Genomic DNA, 14,924 nt, shown 5'->3' on the forward strand with positions numbered 1-14,924 from the left:
TTAATTTGATGATTATATATTGATGAATAAATCTTCTGAAGATTTTCTAACTTTTTTGTAGTGCTGAGTTTCATCGTCTTCGGCACGGTAACCAATAGGAGCGATAACTGTTGGTGTAAGCCCTAGTTTATCTAACCCTAATATTTCTGTGAATTTATCGGCTTCAAAACCTTCCATTGGGCAAGTGTCGATTTTTAAATCGGCAGCAGCAGAAAGTAAATTCCCTAATGCGATGTATGTTTGTTTTGCTGTCCAAGCACTTTTAATTGCATCTGGAAGCGGAGTGATGTTTGCATTCATCATATCGAAGTATCCTTGAAGGTTTTCAGTAGGAATTCCTCTGGTTGTTCCTATATTTTCGATATATTCTTTAATGTTTTCTTCTCCAAAATTGTTGATGGTAGCAAATACAATAAGGTGTGAAGCATCTGTAATTTGCGATTGATTCCACGCCACTGGACGCAGTTTTTCTTTAGTTAATTGATCAGTAATAATTAAAACTTTGTAAGGTTGTAATCCGTATGAAGAAGCCGATAGCTGAATAGCTTCTTTTAAAGTTTCTAAATCTTTATCAGACACTTTTTTGGTTGCGTCGAATTTTTTGGTGGCATAACGCCAAGCTAAATTTGAATTATAAGTACTCATGATTGTTGTATGTACAATTGTTATTATAAATTTTTTTAATCTCTAATTTTTTCTAAAATAATATTTAGTTGGTCAATTTCTTCCGCAGTAAGTTTTTCAATAATACTTTCGTTATAAGCATCAAGAGGAGCATCTAAACTACTTAATAAATCGAGTCCTTTTTCAGTAATAGTAATCTCAACTTTTCTTCTGTTTTCTTCACAGGTATAGCGTGTTACCAAACCTTTTGTAATAAGTTTATCGACCAATCGGGTAGTGTTGCTCATTTTGCTTATCATTCGTTCTTGAATGGTACATAAATTTGCAGGTTTCCCTTTTTGACCTCTTAAAATACGTAAAACATTAAATTGCTGAGGAGATAAACCAAAGGGTTTCAATATCTCTACTGTACCTTCTTGAATAGCGTTGGCGGTGTACAACAAGTGTATGGCCGTTTTTCTACCCAATGGCATTGCAGATGATTTTATAGCGTCTTCGATTTTCATTTGTTATTACAATATTTGTATGTACAAATGTATGTTGTTTTGCAGTATACTTCCTAATTTAAAATGATAAAAAAGTGTTAAATCTGTTTTATGATTTATTTGTATTGATATTTTAGGCGCACTGAACTCTTAATTTTTTTAGCTGAAAGAGATTCTAGAAATAAAAGAATATAAAATGAAAGCATTTGTTGCCATCGTGAGTTTGATTGTTTTAGTAGGTTGTAAAAAACATACAGATACAACTTTTAATATTGTAGAAGAGGTAGCGCCTTTACGAATTGAAACCTTCAGTAATACAGAAGTACCTGTTTATAATTTTGATGGGTTTGAAAAATTGCTCTCGGTTTCTGATGATAAAACCTATATCATTAACTTTTGGGCAACTTGGTGTAAGCCTTGCGTAGAAGAATTGCCACATTTTGAAACCATAGCAAAACAGTATAAAAGTAAAGATGTAGAGGTGATTTTGGTGAGTTTAGATTTTCCGAATAAAGTTGAGTCGGCGTTAATTCCTTTTATAGAAAAACACAATTTGGAGAGTACGGTAGTTTTGTTAGACGACCCGAAGCAAAATACTTGGATTCCGAAGGTCGATGAAAGTTGGTCGGGAGCAATTCCTGCAACGGTAATAATTAGTAAAAATAAACGTTCTTTTTATGAAAAATCGTTTACCTTTATAGAACTTGAAAAAGAATTGAAGGCTTTTATTACTAACTAATCTAAATCTACCAACCATGAAACCATTAAAATTATTAGTACTCGTTGCTGTTGTAGTGCTTAGCAGTGCATTTACAATTCCTAGTTTATTTTCCGAAGGTTATAAAATTGGTGATAAAGCATCCGATTTTAAACTGAAAAATATCGATGGAAAGTCGGTTTCCTTAGCCGATTATTCCGATGCAAAAGGATTTTTAATTGTATTTACTTGTAATGATTGTCCGTATGCAAAAGCCTACGAAGACCGATTAATTCAGCTAGATAAAAAATATAAAAGTCAAGGAGTGCCTGTAATTGCTATCAATCCAAACAATCCTATAAATCAAAAAGGAGAGACTTTTGAGAAAATGCAAGAACGCGCAAAAGAAAAAGGCTTCACGTTTCCGTATTTGGTAGATGAAGGGCAAGCAATTTCTCCTGTTTTTGGAGCGCAACGCACACCGCACTGTTACTTGTTGGAAAAAACTTCCGAAGGAAATATTGTGAAATATATTGGTGCAATCGACGATAATTATCAAGACGAAAATGCTGTAGAAACTACTTACGTTGAAGACGCTATCGATGCGATGCTTGCAGGAGAAGAAATCGCAATTCAAAACACAAAAGCAATAGGCTGTTCCATCAAACTTTAAATCGTATTACAAATTAAAAGTGAGGTTGTTTCTGTCGTGATGGTTTCCGAAGAAATCCATAAATTTGTGTCGAAAAGTTTTAAAATGAATAAGGCTTTGAGTAATTCGATTAATAAATTTTAAAATATACCTATGGCAGATTTAACCCAAGAAGAATGGGCAGAGCAACTAGCTCAAGATGAAAATGCAGTAATTCTAGATGTTCGTACCGAAGAAGAAGTAGAGGATGGTTACATTCCAAACGCATTGAATATTGATATCTATAAAGGACAAGGTTTTTTAGATGAAGTAGAACAGTTAGACAAGTCTAAAAACTACTATGTGTATTGCCGTTCTGGAGCTCGTAGCGCTCAAGCTTGTACATTAATGAATCAGTTAGGGTTTGAAAATACACACAATCTTTTAGGCGGTTTTATGAACTGGGAAGGTGACGTAATTGAAGAATAATTCTTTTGCTGAAAAATCTTAATTGTCGTAAATAAACGATAATTCGTAAAAAATAAGTATCTTCTTTCGAGATTTCTAAAATGAAGTTTTGAAAGAAGATTTTTTACATTATATCTGGAAGTTTAAAAAGTTTTCTTCGGAAAATTTAAAAACCACCGATGGCGATACAGTAGAAATTATCTCGTTGGGAAACCACAATACGAATGCGGGTCCCGATTTTTTAAATGCGCAAATTGTTATAGGCGGACAACATTGGGCAGGAAATGTAGAAATCCACGAAAAATCTTCACTTTGGTATGCACACCATCACGAAAAAGACGTTGCTTACAACAATGTAATTCTTCACGTAGTTTGGGAGTTTGATGTAGCTATTTTTAATAGTCAGTCTGCCGTTATTCCTACTTTAGTGCTAAAAGATTTGGTGCACAAAGACACTTTAACAACGTATCGAAACCTAATATTTCAGCAACAAACATTTGTAAACTGCGAGCATCAATTAAAAAGTGTTGATGAGTTTTTAAAAAAGCATTGGTTGGAACGTTTGTACGTAGAACGTTTACACGATAAGTCGCGAGCAATAACATCAATTTTAGAAACTTTAAATTACGATTGGGAAGCGGTTTTGTACACTATGCTTTTAAAAAACTTCGGACTTAAAGTTAATGCAGAAGCCTTCTTACAACTGTCGCAGTTATTGCCCTTTGAGGTGGTTCGAAAAAATAAAACGTCTTTAGAAAGTTTGGAAGCTTTGTTTTTTGGTGTTAGTAATATGTTTCCTGAAACTTCGGTGGATGCGTATGTGGTGAAATTGCAAAATGAGTTTCGCTATTTAAAACAGAAATACAAATTGAAAACGGCAAACATTCCGCCAGCGTATTTTAAGTTACGACCGCCAAATTTCCCAACCATCCGTTTGTCGCAATTGGCTTCTTTGTATGGCAAAGAATCGAGTTTGTTTCAGCAGTTAATGGAAGTGTCTTCCGCAGAAAAATACTACGAGATTTTTAATGTCTCAGCCTCCGAATATTGGAACAATCATTTTACGTTTGAGAAAACTTCGCCTTCCGTAAGCGTAAAAAAAATGAGTCGCCCGTTTATCGATTTACTTATTATCAATACCATTTTACCTTTAAAGTTTTGCTATTTTAATGCCAGGGGGAAAGATGTTTCAGAAGAAATTATAAATGTGGTTTCGGAACTAAAAAAGGAGCATAATAACATAGTTTCGAGTTTCGAAAAGTTTAATTTTAAAGCTGAAAACGCTCTAGACACGCAAGCGCAAATACAACTTTATACTCAATATTGTAGTTTAAATAAATGTTTGCAGTGTGAAATTGGTGTTAAATTAATTAACGGATAATAGTATATTTGTGTAATGAATGCAATGCAAAATTTACGATATTATTTTGAGAAGCACGGCTATGCGGTTTCTTCGAGGCTTGCCGACAGACTTGGGATGAAAACCAAAAATGTACGCTTGTTTTTTATTTATGCATCTTTCTTTACGTTGGGTGTAGGTTTTTTTGTGTATTTAACCTTGGCATTTTGGTTAAAACTGAAAGATTTGGTGTACACAAAACGAACTTCAGTATTTGATTTATAATTAGCTTTTCATTTAAAAGAACAACCTAAAAATGTTTAAACTCTTTAAATCCAAATTTTATATAGCACTGGCACTGTTGCTATTTATATTTTTATTTGGAATTATTGGGTACCGATTGCTTGGGAATTACAGTTGGGTGGAAGCCGCGTATATGACGGTGATTACTGTAACAACAGTTGGTTACAGTGAGGTAAGACCAACCGACGATCCTACAAAAATATTTACCATTGTACTGATAACTTCTAGTGTGTTTATTGTTGCCTATGCGATTTCTGTGGTTACAGAATATGTATTGTCTCGAAATGCACTTCAGCATATAAAATTTAGAAAAATGAAAAAACAAATTGACAATCTCAATAATCATATCATTATATGTGGATACGGAAGAAACGGAATGCAGGCCGCAAAAAAGTTGAAAGCTTACAGAAAGCCTTTTGTGGTTATTGAGCAAGATGAAGAGATTGCAGAAAAGTATGGTGATGAAGCTCTTTTTGTAGTAGGGAATGCCAATGAAGATGAAACTTTACAGGCGGCAGGAATTGCAAAAGCACAATGTTTAATTTCGGCACTTCCTAACGATGCCGATAATTTGTTTGTGGTGCTTTCATCTAGACAGTTAAACAAAGAAATTGTAATTATTAGTAGAGCTTCACAAGAAACTTCATTAAAAAAGTTGAAATTGGCAGGTGCTAATAAAACCATTATGCCCGATAAAATTGGAGGCGATCACATGGCGTCTTTGGTTGTGTTGCCAGATTTAATTGAGTTTATGGATCAACTTTCTATAGATGATGAAACTACCATAAATTTAGAAGAAGTTGCTGTAGACGACCTTCCAGACGGATATCTGCATAAAACATTAGTCGATTTGGATTTGCGTAGACAAACTGGTTGCACCGTAATTGGATATAAGCAGCCTAACGGAAAATATATTATTAATCCTGATGCAAGTGTGGAACTCGTGCCAAATTCGAAGCTGATGGTGCTTGGGCAACCAACACAAATAAAAAAGCTAAACACGTTATTTCATATTGCAGAAAATACATTTAACGGGTAAAATTTGAAAAAACGCCTTTTTTTTAAGATATTGCCCCATTAGTTTTTAAGAATTCATAATTTAAATATAACCTAAACTTAATTCTTTATGAGAAAACAATTTCTCTCGTTATTTTTTATGCTGTTTTCAATTGCCTTATTTGCGCAAGAGCTTACAGTGAAAGAAAATTTAATTAACCCCTCAAACAAAATAAACGACGGAAAAATTTCGTTGGATGTAACAGGTGGAACGCCTCCATATATGTATAAGTGGAGTAACCAAAGTACATCATTAAAATCTAATACCTCTGAAAATTTAACCGAAGGTGTAGATTATACGGTAACAGTTACAGATGCCTCGGGAAATTCGGTAACACATACGTATAATATCAAGGCCGAATCGATTACAGAAATATTTAACGGAACCATGACGCCAGCAGTGGCAGCATTAGGTTCCGTTTTATTTTGGGACCCATTTGCAGCAACAGGAATTTACGATCCTGTGGTGTATGCAGACGTAAAATTAATTCCTGTACCAGGATGGTCTGCAGGAGTTGATGATAAATTTACACTGCAACAATGGCTAAAACCAGAAGGAGCACATGTAAATAAAGGTGATAAAATTGCTGTAATTTCTAAAGCTTCAGGTGGAACAGTAGATGCTTTTGCGCAAGCAAATGGAGAGCTTAAGTATTTGGTGAAAGAAGGTGGAGTTATTTACAATTCTGAAAATAAAAAACACATTATTGAGCAAGGAGCTCAGTTTTTGGCAGAAGTAAAATACGATGAGCCAATTCCGTTAACACATCCAAATGGAGATCCTCAAACAAAAAACATCCCTTTTATTGTAATTTGGTTAGTTCTTGGAGCTACTTTCTTTACGTTGAGAATGGGCTTCATCAACATCAGAGGATTCAGACATTCATTAGAATTGGCTAAAGGAAAATACGACGATCCTGATGCTCCAGGGCAAGTAACACACTTCCAAGCGTTGGCAACTGCAGTTTCTGGAACTGTTGGTTTAGGAAATATTGCAGGGGTAGCTGTAGCGGTATCGTTAGGTGGTGCTGGAGCTACAATGTGGATGATTTTAGCTGGACTTCTAGGGATGTCATCAAAATTTGTAGAGTGTACACTTGGTGTAAAATATAGAAATATCCTTCCAGATGGACGTGTTTTTGGTGGGCCGATGAACTATTTGAGATACGGTCTTGAAAAAAGAAACATGAAAGGACTAGGGAAAGTACTTGCTGTGTTTTTTGCAATCTTGGCAGTTGGAGCTTCTTTTGGAGGTGGAAACATGTTCCAAGCAAACCAATCGTTTGAGCAATTGGCAGGTCAGTTTCCTGTGCTTGCCGGACACGGATTTTGGTTTGGAGTTGTAACAGCTTTATTAGTTGGAGCAGTTATCTTAGGTGGTATTAGTAGTATCGCAAAAGTAACCGAAAAAATTGTGCCTTTTATGGCTGGTATTTATGTGTTAGCAGCACTTGTTGTTATCATTGTAAATATTCAAAACATAGGGCCTGCATTTTCTGCAATTTACGAAGGAGCTTTTAGTCCAAGCGCACTAAAAGGTGGTGTAATTGGAGTATTGATTGTAGGTTTCCAAAGAGCAGCTTTCTCAAACGAAGCCGGTGTTGGTTCGGCAGCGATAGCGCATAGTGCGGCAAAAACAAATCACCCACCATCTGAAGGGTTTGTAGCTTTATTAGAGCCATTTATCGATACTGTAGTAGTTTGTACGCTTACTGCATTGGTATTAATTTTTACTGGTATGCACGAAAGAGAAGGTATCGCTGGAGCACAATTAACTTCAGATGCTTTTGGTAGCGTTATTAGTTGGTTCCCATACGTATTAGCGGCGGCAGTATTCTTGTTTGCATTTTCAACAATGATTTCTTGGTCGTACTACGGAATGAGAGCATGGACTTTCTTATTCGGAAAAAGTAGAAGAACAGAAATTGTTTACAAAATATTCTTCATGGTATTTGTTGTAATCGGTGCATCTGTAAGTTTAGGTGCTGTACTAGACTTCTCCGATATGATGATTCTTGCCATGTCGTTCCCTAACATTATCGGGTTATATATAATGAGTGGAGAAGTACGCGAAGACCTTCGAGAGTACTTTAGAAAATTAAAAGCTGGCGAATTGTTTAAAAAACAAAGAGAAGCTAAAGAAACTGCTTAAAAAATAGAATTATGAATAGAGTATCCCACTTCCGGTTTTATAAGAGCCAACGGAGTGGGATATTTTTTTTGGTACTTATTGTTGTAATTTTTCAATGTGTGCAACTTGGGCGCGATATTTTTTCTTTTACTGCGGAAGTAACTCCTTTGAACGTATTAGCTTCAGCTGAAAATGAATTTCCGTATAAACAGTTTCCTTTCAATCCTAATTATATTTCCGATTTTAAAGGATACACTTTAGGGCTTTCCGTAGAAGAAATTGAAGCCATCCAAAAGTATCGAGCTGCCGGAAACTACATAAATTCCACAGCACAATTTCAAGAAATTAGCGGTGTTTCCGATACGTTGCTAAATACAATTCAACCTTATTTTTTATTTCCTGAGAAGAAATCTTTTCCGAAGAAAAAAGCAAAAGCAGTAATTTCAATTAAAAAGCAAGACATTAATACCGCTACTGTATCAGACCTTAAAAAGGTGAGAGGTGTGGGAGAAGTATTGGCCAATCGTTTGGTGAAATACCGAAGCTATTTGGGCGGATTTTATTTTCAAGACCAAATAGCAGAAACCTATGGAATACCTCCCGAATCAGTTTCGGAAGTTTTAAAATATTTCGAAATTCAAAAATTACCCACATTTAAAAAACGCGATGTAAATACGTGCACGCTGAAAGAATTGAGTAAAATACCATACATAGACTGGAATCTGGCGAAAAAAATTGTATCTTATAGAACCAACCATTTAAAAATAAGCGACCTACCTGAATTAACAAAAATAGAGGGTTTTCCTACGGACAAATTAAATAGAATTGAATTATATTTGACGGCGGAACCAACAGTCTCAGAGCATACTTCTGAGCCTTAAAACAAACTTCGACATTGGTCGATTAAACTTCTCCGTAACATATTTAGAACGAATGGAATTGGATACAGCGGCACACATGAATTTTGATTATTCTGAAACACAACAATTAGTTGCAAATTCGGCTAGAGAATTTGCCGAACAATATATTAGACCTCATGTTATGGAATGGGATGAGGCGCAAACTTTTCCGGTGGAAGCATTTAAAAAAGCTGGAGAGTTAGGTTTTATGGGGATTTTAGTTCCAGAAACCTATGGAGGTTCTGGGTTGGGATATCATGAGTATATCGCTATTTTAGATGAGATTTCTAAAGTAGACCCTTCTATCGGATTGTCGGTAGCGGCACACAATTCGTTATGTACAAACCATATTTTGTCTTTCGGAAATGAAGAGCAAAAGAAAAAGTGGTTGCCAAAATTGGCTACAGGCGAATGGATTGGAGCATGGGGATTAACCGAACACAACACGGGGTCGGATGCAGGTGGAATGAGTACTACAGCAGTTAAAGATGGTGATGAGTGGGTAATTAATGGAGCAAAAAACTTTATCACACACGGAAAAAGTGGTAATGTAGCTGTTGTTATTGTTCGAACAGGAGAAAAGGGAGACTCACACGGAATGACTGCTTTTGTAGTAGAAAAAGGAACTCCAGGTTTTTCTAGCGGAAAAAAAGAGAATAAATTAGGAATGCGAGCGAGCGAAACTGCAGAGCTTGTTTTTTCTGATTGTAGAATTCCAGATGCAAACCGTTTAGGTGAAGTAGGGGAAGGCTTTATACAATCGATGAAAATATTGGATGGCGGACGTATTTCTATTGGTGCACTTTCGTTAGGAATTGCTCGTGGAGCATATGAAGCTGCATTAAAATATTCGAAAGAACGTGTGCAATTTGGAAAGCCTATTGCAGAGTTCCAAGGAATATCGTTTAAATTGGCAGACATGGCAACCGATATTGAAGCCTCAGAATTATTGTTACACAAAGCCGCTTTTGAGAAAAATGAAGGTCGTAAGATGACAAAAATTAGCGCTATGTGTAAAATGTTTGCTTCGGAAGCTTGTGTGCGAATTGCCAATGAAGCTGTGCAAATACACGGAGGTTACGGTTATACAAAAGATTTTCCGGTAGAGAAGTTCTATAGAGATGCTAAACTTTGTACTATTGGAGAAGGAACTACCGAAATCCAGAAGCTTGTGATTTCTAGGAACATACTGAAGTAGTTTTGTTTTTTAGAAAAAAATAAAAAAAATAAATTTTTGTGTTTGGTATTTGAATTAATTTTTATCTTTGCCGTCCGTAAAAGAAAGGAGGTGGTGAACTTATGTTAATTATACCGATAAAAGAAGGAGAAAATATAGACAGAGCGCTTAAGCGTTACAAGCGTAAATTTGATAGAACAGGTACAATGCGTCAGCTACGTAGTCGTCAACAATTTACAAAGCCTTCAGTTCAGAAAAGAGCGCAAATTCAAAAAGCAGCTTATATTCAAGGATTGAGAGATCAAGAGGAAATATAGTTTCTTCTTTTAGAATAAATTAAAAAAATCCCATTTCAGTAGAAGTGGGATTTTTTGTTTTTAGTATTAGAATGTATTTTGCATTGGGTTGGGTTTATGATTTTTGCTAATTGACCTATTTAAAAAGTTTTGAAAATCAAGGAAGCGGCGATGGGTGAAAGATAAAAAGCTGTCCGAGCGTAGCGAGTTCTTTTTATCTGTGGTGGATGGTTCCGTAGATTTTTTAAACTTTTTAAATCAGTCTTGACTTTTTTGTTTCGTTTTTGTGTCAAGACAAAAATGAAAGTATCATTAGTTTAAAATCTAATCTAAGATGAGTATTACGTTTTAATATCGAGAGAAGAGAGTTTTAAAGTTTTTGTATCTTGAATTTAGGATGTTGTTTGTTTTAATATGGTATGTTTAGATTTTAGTTCTTTTGTGAAAAACATATTGATATTTGTTTGTTTAGTTTTTATACGCACTATTTTTCAGTATCTTCGATAGTATTTCAACAGTTGCTTCAATCATAAAAGTATGCCATTTCAAAAATTTCTCGATTATCTTCAGTTAGAAAAGAACTATTCTAAGCATACGATTACTGCCTATAAAAATGATCTTGAACGCTTTTTTGAATATTGTGTTGAGGAATTTCAGCAGGAAAATATAGCAGAAGTAAATTATTCGCAAATTCGATCATGGATAGTTTCGTTGGTCGATTCGGGTTTGGATAACAGAAGTGTAAACCGAAAAGTAGCTTCTTTAAAGGCGTATTATAAATTTTTATTGAAAGTACAGCAAATAGAAGTTAATCCGTTGGCAAAACACAAAGCATTAAAAACTTCAAAAAAAGTAGAAACACCTTTTTCTGAAAAAGAAATGTTTGCTGTTTTAAATGAATTGGAGTTTACAGATGATTTTGAAGGCGTTCGGGATAAATTAATTATCGAGTTATTTTACGCTACAGGAATGCGTAGGATAGAGTTGGTTGAGTTGAAGCTTCAGAGTGTAGATTTTTCAAATAAAACCATCAAAGTATTAGGGAAGCGAAACAAGGAACGTATTGTGCCGTTAATGACTTCCGTAGAAAAATACCTTAAAGAATATTTAGCACTTCGAGAAGCGTATGTTAATGAGGCGTCAAAAGACTGTTTATTTCTTCTTAAAAACGGTCATAAAATCTACGAAAATCTTGTTTATAGAATAATAAATAAGTACTTTAGTAGAGCGTCGACAAAGCTAAAAAAGAGTCCGCATATTCTAAGGCATACTTTTGCAACGCATTTGCTAAACAAAGGAGCTGATTTAAATGCGGTAAAAGAATTATTAGGGCACTCGAGTTTAGCGTCAACACAGGTGTATACGCATAATAGTATTGCGGAGTTAAAAAGGCAGTACAATGAGGCGCACCCTAGAAATGAAAAAAACTAACTACGCGTAATTTAATTACACGAAAACTTTCTAAATAAGCTAACGTATGATGTAAAGCATATGTTGTTCGATGTACAATCGAACCCAAAAGGAGGCCCGTAAAAGGGTTTGATGTTTAACCTTAAATTTAAAGGAAATGGAAGTAAACACGCAATCTGTCAACTTCAATGTGGATCAAAAATTGTTAAATTTTATTCAGAAACGAATGGATAAATTAGACCATTATTACGATAAGGTCGTCCACTCAGACGTGTATTTAAAGGTGCAAAACACCAGTGTGAAAGAGAATAAAATAGCAGAGGTAAAGGTGCATGTGCCTGGAGATGAATATATAGTGAAAAAACAGTGTAAAACATTTGAAGAAGCAATAGATAGTGCTGCTAGTTCCTTGGAGCGATCTTTAAAGAAAAGAAAGCAAAAATTACGCACACATATTTAATTGAAAATTTTTTCAAATTTGTTTTGTAAAAAGAATAAATTGTATACATTTGCAGTCCGTTAGAAATAGCGGGCTTTTTTACTGAAAGGCCGATGTAGCTCAGCTGGCTAGAGCAGCTGATTTGTAATCAGCAGGTCGTGGGTTCGAGTCCCTCCATCGGCTCTAAAAGTTTTAGTTTTTTGATAAATTGATGATTTCCAGAAGTGTAAAATTTTTCTTCAAAAAAAAGAAAAAATAATAGTGATTATTTGAAAAACATTAATTACTTTTGCGCTCGGAATTTTAGAAAAGAAGTTTCGGCTTCTATTTTCAAAATGCTTTATTGGGGAGATACTCAAGCGGCCAACGAGGGCAGACTGTAAATCTGCTGACTATGTCTTCGCAGGTTCGAATCCTGCTCTCCCCACTAAAATAGCAATTTTAAAAGCTTGAATTTAAAATTGCAAATGCGGGAGTAGCTCAGTTGGTAGAGCGTCAGCCTTCCAAGCTGAATGTCGCGAGTTCGAACCTCGTCTCCCGCTCAAAAAATCAAGAATAGCTTGGGTTTTTTCCTGGGTAAAAAAAACAGAGATGAGACTAATCTTAAGAAAATAAGGTGTGTTCTCTTCTCTTATTCTGGTACTTTGAGTTTTTGGTTGTTGTTTGAGGTGATGTTTAAAAGACAATTTTAAACTTGAAGCTTGAATTTTCAAGCCGGTGTAGCTCAGGGGTAGAGCGCTTCCTTGGTAAGGAAGAGGTCACGAGTTCAATTCTCGTCATTGGCTCTTATTGCGTTTAAATTTGAACACTAATATATAACTAAGATTAAAATTATTAAATCATGGCAAAGGAAACTTTTGATCGTTCCAAACCACACTTAAATATAGGTACTATTGGACACGTAGATCACGGTAAAACTACTTTAACTGCTGCTATCACTAAAGTATTAGCAGATGCTGGTCTTTCTGATGCACGTTCATTCGATTCTATCGATAACGCTCCTGAAGAAAAAGAAAGAGGTATCACAATTAATACTTCTCACGTAGAGTATCAAACTGCAAATCGTCACTACGCTCACGTTGACTGTCCTGGTCACGCGGATTACGTAAAGAACATGGTTACAGGTGCTGCTCAAATGGACGGAGCTATCTTGGTAGTTGCTGCTACTGATGGTCCAATGCCACAAACTAGAGAGCACATCCTTTTAGGACGTCAGGTTGGGGTTCCAAGAATCGTTGTTTTCTTGAATAAAGTTGACATGGTTGATGATGAGGAGCTTTTAGAGCTTGTTGATATGGAGGTAAGAGAATTACTTTCTTTCTATGAGTACGATGGAGATAATGGTCCTGTGATTCCAGGTTCTGCTCTAGGTGCTTTAAATGGAGAGCAAAAGTGGGTTGACTCTGTAATGAAATTGATGGAAGCTGTTGATGAGTGGATCGAGTTACCTCAAAGAGATGTCGATAAAGATTTCTTAATGCCTATCGAGGATGTATTTACAATTACAGGTCGTGGTACAGTTGCTACTGGACGTATCGAGTCTGGAGTTGCTAAAACTGGTGAGGCTGTAGATATCATCGGTATGGGAGCTGAGAAATTAACTTCTACTATTACAGGGGTTGAGATGTTCCGTAAAATTTTAGATAGAGGTGAAGCTGGAGATAACGTAGGTATCTTATTAAGAGGTATTGAGAAAACTGATATCAAAAGAGGTATGGTTATCTGTAAGCCAGGTTCTGTAACTCCTCACGCTAAATTTAAAGCAGAGGTTTACGTTCTTAAGAAAGAAGAAGGTGGACGTCACACTCCGTTCCATAACAACTACCGTCCACAGTTCTACGTGCGTACAACTGACGTAACAGGTACTATTACTTTGCCTGATGGAGTTGAGATGGTAATGCCTGGAGATAACTTAACAATTACTGTTGAGTTGTTACAACCAATCGCTCTTAACAAAGGTTTACGTTTTGCTATCCGTGAAGGAGGTAGAACAGTAGGAGCTGGTCAGGTAACTGAAATTTTAGACTAAGTTTTAGAATTATAACAAGTTTAAAGGGTGTCTGATTTTTTATGAGTCAGACGCCTTTGAACTTGAATAAACGGGTGTAGTTCAAGGGTAGAATACCGGTCTCCAAAACCGTTGATGGGAGTTCGAATCTCTCCACCCGTGCAAAAATAATATAGAGTAAAAATGGTAAATTATATAAAAGAATCATTTGAAGAGTTAAGAGCGAATGTTACTTGGCCTAGTTGGGCTGAAGGACAGAACCTAATGGTTGTAGTTGCTGTTTTCTCTATACTTTTTTCATTAGCAATTTGGGGTGTTGATACAGTTTTAGCTAAACTTATCAAGCTTTATTTTGGTGTAATTAATTAATAATATTTAAAGACGAGTATTGCAATGGCAGAAGCGTTAGCAAAACAGTGGTATGTAGTAAGGGCTGTGAGTGGCCAAGAGAATAAAGTGAAAGGCTACATAGAACAAGATATAGCTCGCCTTGGGTATTCAGATTATGTAGATGAAGTGTTGGTGCCTACTGAAAAAGTGGTTCAAATACGAAACGGTAAAAAGATAAATAAAGAACGTGTTTATTTTCCAGGTTATGTAATGGTGAAAGCCAACTTAGGAGGGGAGATAGTACACGTTATTAAGTCTATAACTGGTGTTATTGGGTTTTTAGGAGAAGTAAAAGGAGGTGATCCTGTTCCTTTAAGAAAATCTGAAGTGAATAGAATGTTAGGAAAAGTTGATGAATTATCTGTTAAGACAGATAATGTTGCTATTCCTTACACTATAGGTGAGACTATTAAAGTTATAGATGGTCCTTTTAATGGTTTCAATGGAACTGTTGAAAAGGTAAATGAAGAAAGACGTAAACTCGAAGTAATGGTTAAGATTTTTGGAAGAAAAACACCATTAGAATTGAGTTATATGCAAGTTGAGAAAGTATAATAGTTACATTATATAG

General features: G+C 35.5%; 17 protein-coding genes and 5 tRNA genes. 20 read left to right on the forward strand and 2 right to left on the reverse strand.

What is annotated here, in order from left to right; translation table 11 throughout:
• Window positions 1-12: 12 nt before the first annotated feature.
• Window positions 13-645 (reverse strand): NAD(P)H-dependent oxidoreductase, encoded by a 633-nt coding sequence (locus tag JMA43_RS08545; protein ID WP_342156081.1) that lies wholly within the window; start codon window positions 643-645, stop codon window positions 13-15.
• Between the two features lie 35 nt (window positions 646-680).
• Window positions 681-1,130, reverse strand: coding sequence for a MarR family winged helix-turn-helix transcriptional regulator (locus JMA43_RS08550; protein WP_342156082.1), 450 nt, complete (start codon window positions 1,128-1,130; stop codon window positions 681-683).
• 175 nt (window positions 1,131-1,305) lie between these two features.
• Here JMA43_RS08550 and JMA43_RS08555 point away from each other — a divergent pair, with 175 nt between their 5' ends.
• From JMA43_RS08555 to nusG, 20 genes are all read left to right on the forward strand, one after another.
• Window positions 1,306-1,848 carry a TlpA disulfide reductase family protein gene (locus JMA43_RS08555; RefSeq protein WP_342156083.1) on the forward strand — a complete coding sequence of 181 codons (543 nt, stop codon included), beginning with the start codon at window positions 1,306-1,308 and terminating at the stop codon, window positions 1,846-1,848.
• A 16-nt stretch (window positions 1,849-1,864) separates the two neighbouring features.
• A complete protein-coding gene (locus JMA43_RS08560; RefSeq protein ID WP_342156084.1) occupies window positions 1,865-2,479 on the forward strand; it encodes a thioredoxin family protein in 615 nt (204 codons plus the stop codon).
• A gap of 132 nt (window positions 2,480-2,611) precedes the next feature.
• Window positions 2,612-2,926 (forward strand): rhodanese-like domain-containing protein, encoded by a 315-nt coding sequence (locus JMA43_RS08565; protein ID WP_342156085.1) that lies wholly within the window; start codon window positions 2,612-2,614, stop codon window positions 2,924-2,926.
• Between the two features lie 88 nt (window positions 2,927-3,014).
• A complete protein-coding gene (locus tag JMA43_RS08570; RefSeq protein ID WP_342156086.1) occupies window positions 3,015-4,286 on the forward strand; it encodes a DUF2851 family protein in 1,272 nt (423 codons plus the stop codon).
• Window positions 4,287-4,310: 24 nt separating this feature from the next.
• Entirely contained in the window at window positions 4,311-4,529 is a 219-nt protein-coding gene (locus JMA43_RS08575) for a PspC domain-containing protein (protein WP_446719400.1), read from the forward strand.
• Window positions 4,530-4,560: 31 nt separating this feature from the next.
• Window positions 4,561-5,586 (forward strand): potassium channel family protein, encoded by a 1,026-nt coding sequence (locus JMA43_RS08580; RefSeq protein WP_342156088.1) that lies wholly within the window; start codon window positions 4,561-4,563, stop codon window positions 5,584-5,586.
• 87 nt (window positions 5,587-5,673) lie between these two features.
• Window positions 5,674-7,755, forward strand: coding sequence for an amino acid carrier protein (locus JMA43_RS08585; RefSeq protein WP_342156089.1), 2,082 nt, complete (start codon window positions 5,674-5,676; stop codon window positions 7,753-7,755).
• A gap of 11 nt (window positions 7,756-7,766) precedes the next feature.
• Window positions 7,767-8,615 (forward strand): ComEA family DNA-binding protein, encoded by an 849-nt coding sequence (locus JMA43_RS08590; protein WP_342156090.1) that lies wholly within the window; start codon window positions 7,767-7,769, stop codon window positions 8,613-8,615.
• 76 nt (window positions 8,616-8,691) lie between these two features.
• The gene (locus tag JMA43_RS08595) at window positions 8,692-9,831 is read left to right on the forward strand and encodes an acyl-CoA dehydrogenase family protein (RefSeq protein WP_342156198.1); all 1,140 of its coding nucleotides are present in this window, start codon (window positions 8,692-8,694) and stop codon (window positions 9,829-9,831) included.
• A 101-nt stretch (window positions 9,832-9,932) separates the two neighbouring features.
• Window positions 9,933-10,127, forward strand: coding sequence for a 30S ribosomal protein S21 (gene rpsU / locus JMA43_RS08600; protein ID WP_342156091.1), 195 nt, complete (start codon window positions 9,933-9,935; stop codon window positions 10,125-10,127).
• A gap of 516 nt (window positions 10,128-10,643) precedes the next feature.
• Window positions 10,644-11,537, forward strand: a complete 894-nt coding sequence (locus tag JMA43_RS08605) for a tyrosine-type recombinase/integrase (protein WP_342156092.1) — start codon at window positions 10,644-10,646, stop codon at window positions 11,535-11,537.
• Window positions 11,538-11,673: 136 nt separating this feature from the next.
• On the forward strand, window positions 11,674-11,976 hold the full coding sequence (hpf, locus tag JMA43_RS08610) for a ribosome hibernation-promoting factor, HPF/YfiA family (protein ID WP_342156093.1): 303 nt from the start codon (window positions 11,674-11,676) through the stop codon (window positions 11,974-11,976).
• An 88-nt stretch (window positions 11,977-12,064) separates the two neighbouring features.
• A tRNA-Thr gene (locus tag JMA43_RS08615) sits at window positions 12,065-12,138 on the forward strand.
• Between the two features lie 162 nt (window positions 12,139-12,300).
• A tRNA-Tyr gene (locus JMA43_RS08620) sits at window positions 12,301-12,382 on the forward strand.
• A gap of 42 nt (window positions 12,383-12,424) precedes the next feature.
• Window positions 12,425-12,497 (forward strand) — tRNA-Gly (locus JMA43_RS08625).
• 171 nt (window positions 12,498-12,668) lie between these two features.
• Window positions 12,669-12,740: transfer RNA gene (locus tag JMA43_RS08630), tRNA-Thr, on the forward strand.
• A 56-nt stretch (window positions 12,741-12,796) separates the two neighbouring features.
• The gene (tuf, locus tag JMA43_RS08635; protein ID WP_277900960.1) at window positions 12,797-13,984 is read left to right on the forward strand and encodes an elongation factor Tu; all 1,188 of its coding nucleotides are present in this window, start codon (window positions 12,797-12,799) and stop codon (window positions 13,982-13,984) included.
• 70 nt (window positions 13,985-14,054) lie between these two features.
• A tRNA-Trp gene (locus JMA43_RS08640) sits at window positions 14,055-14,125 on the forward strand.
• A gap of 21 nt (window positions 14,126-14,146) precedes the next feature.
• Window positions 14,147-14,332, forward strand: coding sequence for a preprotein translocase subunit SecE (secE, locus tag JMA43_RS08645; RefSeq protein ID WP_342156094.1), 186 nt, complete (start codon window positions 14,147-14,149; stop codon window positions 14,330-14,332).
• A 24-nt stretch (window positions 14,333-14,356) separates the two neighbouring features.
• Complete coding sequence (gene nusG, locus JMA43_RS08650; protein WP_342156095.1) at window positions 14,357-14,908, forward strand: transcription termination/antitermination protein NusG; 552 nt, start codon at window positions 14,357-14,359, stop codon at window positions 14,906-14,908.
• Window positions 14,909-14,924 lie beyond the last annotated feature (16 nt).

The sequence above is a fragment of the Joostella sp. CR20 genome, assembly GCF_038433465.1.
Taxonomy (GTDB): domain Bacteria; phylum Bacteroidota; class Bacteroidia; order Flavobacteriales; family Flavobacteriaceae; genus Galbibacter.

Bases quoted from the DNA above. Each gene is read 5' to 3' on its own strand.
- JMA43_RS08545 (WP_342156081.1), bottom strand. From the start codon at position 645: ATGAGTACTTATAATTCAAATTTAGCTTGGCGTTATGCCACCAAAAAA.
- JMA43_RS08550 (WP_342156082.1), bottom strand. From the start codon at position 1,130: ATGAAAATCGAAGACGCTATAAAATCATCTGCAATGCCATTGGGTAGA.
- JMA43_RS08555 (WP_342156083.1), top strand. From the start codon at position 1,306: ATGAAAGCATTTGTTGCCATCGTGAGTTTGATTGTTTTAGTAGGTTGT.
- JMA43_RS08560 (WP_342156084.1), top strand. From the start codon at position 1,865: ATGAAACCATTAAAATTATTAGTACTCGTTGCTGTTGTAGTGCTTAGC.
- JMA43_RS08565 (WP_342156085.1), top strand. From the start codon at position 2,612: ATGGCAGATTTAACCCAAGAAGAATGGGCAGAGCAACTAGCTCAAGAT.
- JMA43_RS08575 (WP_446719400.1), top strand. From the start codon at position 4,311: ATGCAAAATTTACGATATTATTTTGAGAAGCACGGCTATGCGGTTTCT.
- JMA43_RS08580 (WP_342156088.1), top strand. From the start codon at position 4,561: ATGTTTAAACTCTTTAAATCCAAATTTTATATAGCACTGGCACTGTTG.
- JMA43_RS08585 (WP_342156089.1), top strand. From the start codon at position 5,674: ATGAGAAAACAATTTCTCTCGTTATTTTTTATGCTGTTTTCAATTGCC.
- JMA43_RS08590 (WP_342156090.1), top strand. From the start codon at position 7,767: ATGAATAGAGTATCCCACTTCCGGTTTTATAAGAGCCAACGGAGTGGG.
- JMA43_RS08595 (WP_342156198.1), top strand. From the start codon at position 8,692: ATGAATTTTGATTATTCTGAAACACAACAATTAGTTGCAAATTCGGCT.
- rpsU (WP_342156091.1), top strand. From the start codon at position 9,933: ATGTTAATTATACCGATAAAAGAAGGAGAAAATATAGACAGAGCGCTT.
- JMA43_RS08605 (WP_342156092.1), top strand. From the start codon at position 10,644: ATGCCATTTCAAAAATTTCTCGATTATCTTCAGTTAGAAAAGAACTAT.
- hpf (WP_342156093.1), top strand. From the start codon at position 11,674: ATGGAAGTAAACACGCAATCTGTCAACTTCAATGTGGATCAAAAATTG.
- tuf (WP_277900960.1), top strand. From the start codon at position 12,797: ATGGCAAAGGAAACTTTTGATCGTTCCAAACCACACTTAAATATAGGT.
- secE (WP_342156094.1), top strand. From the start codon at position 14,147: ATGGTAAATTATATAAAAGAATCATTTGAAGAGTTAAGAGCGAATGTT.
- nusG (WP_342156095.1), top strand. From the start codon at position 14,357: ATGGCAGAAGCGTTAGCAAAACAGTGGTATGTAGTAAGGGCTGTGAGT.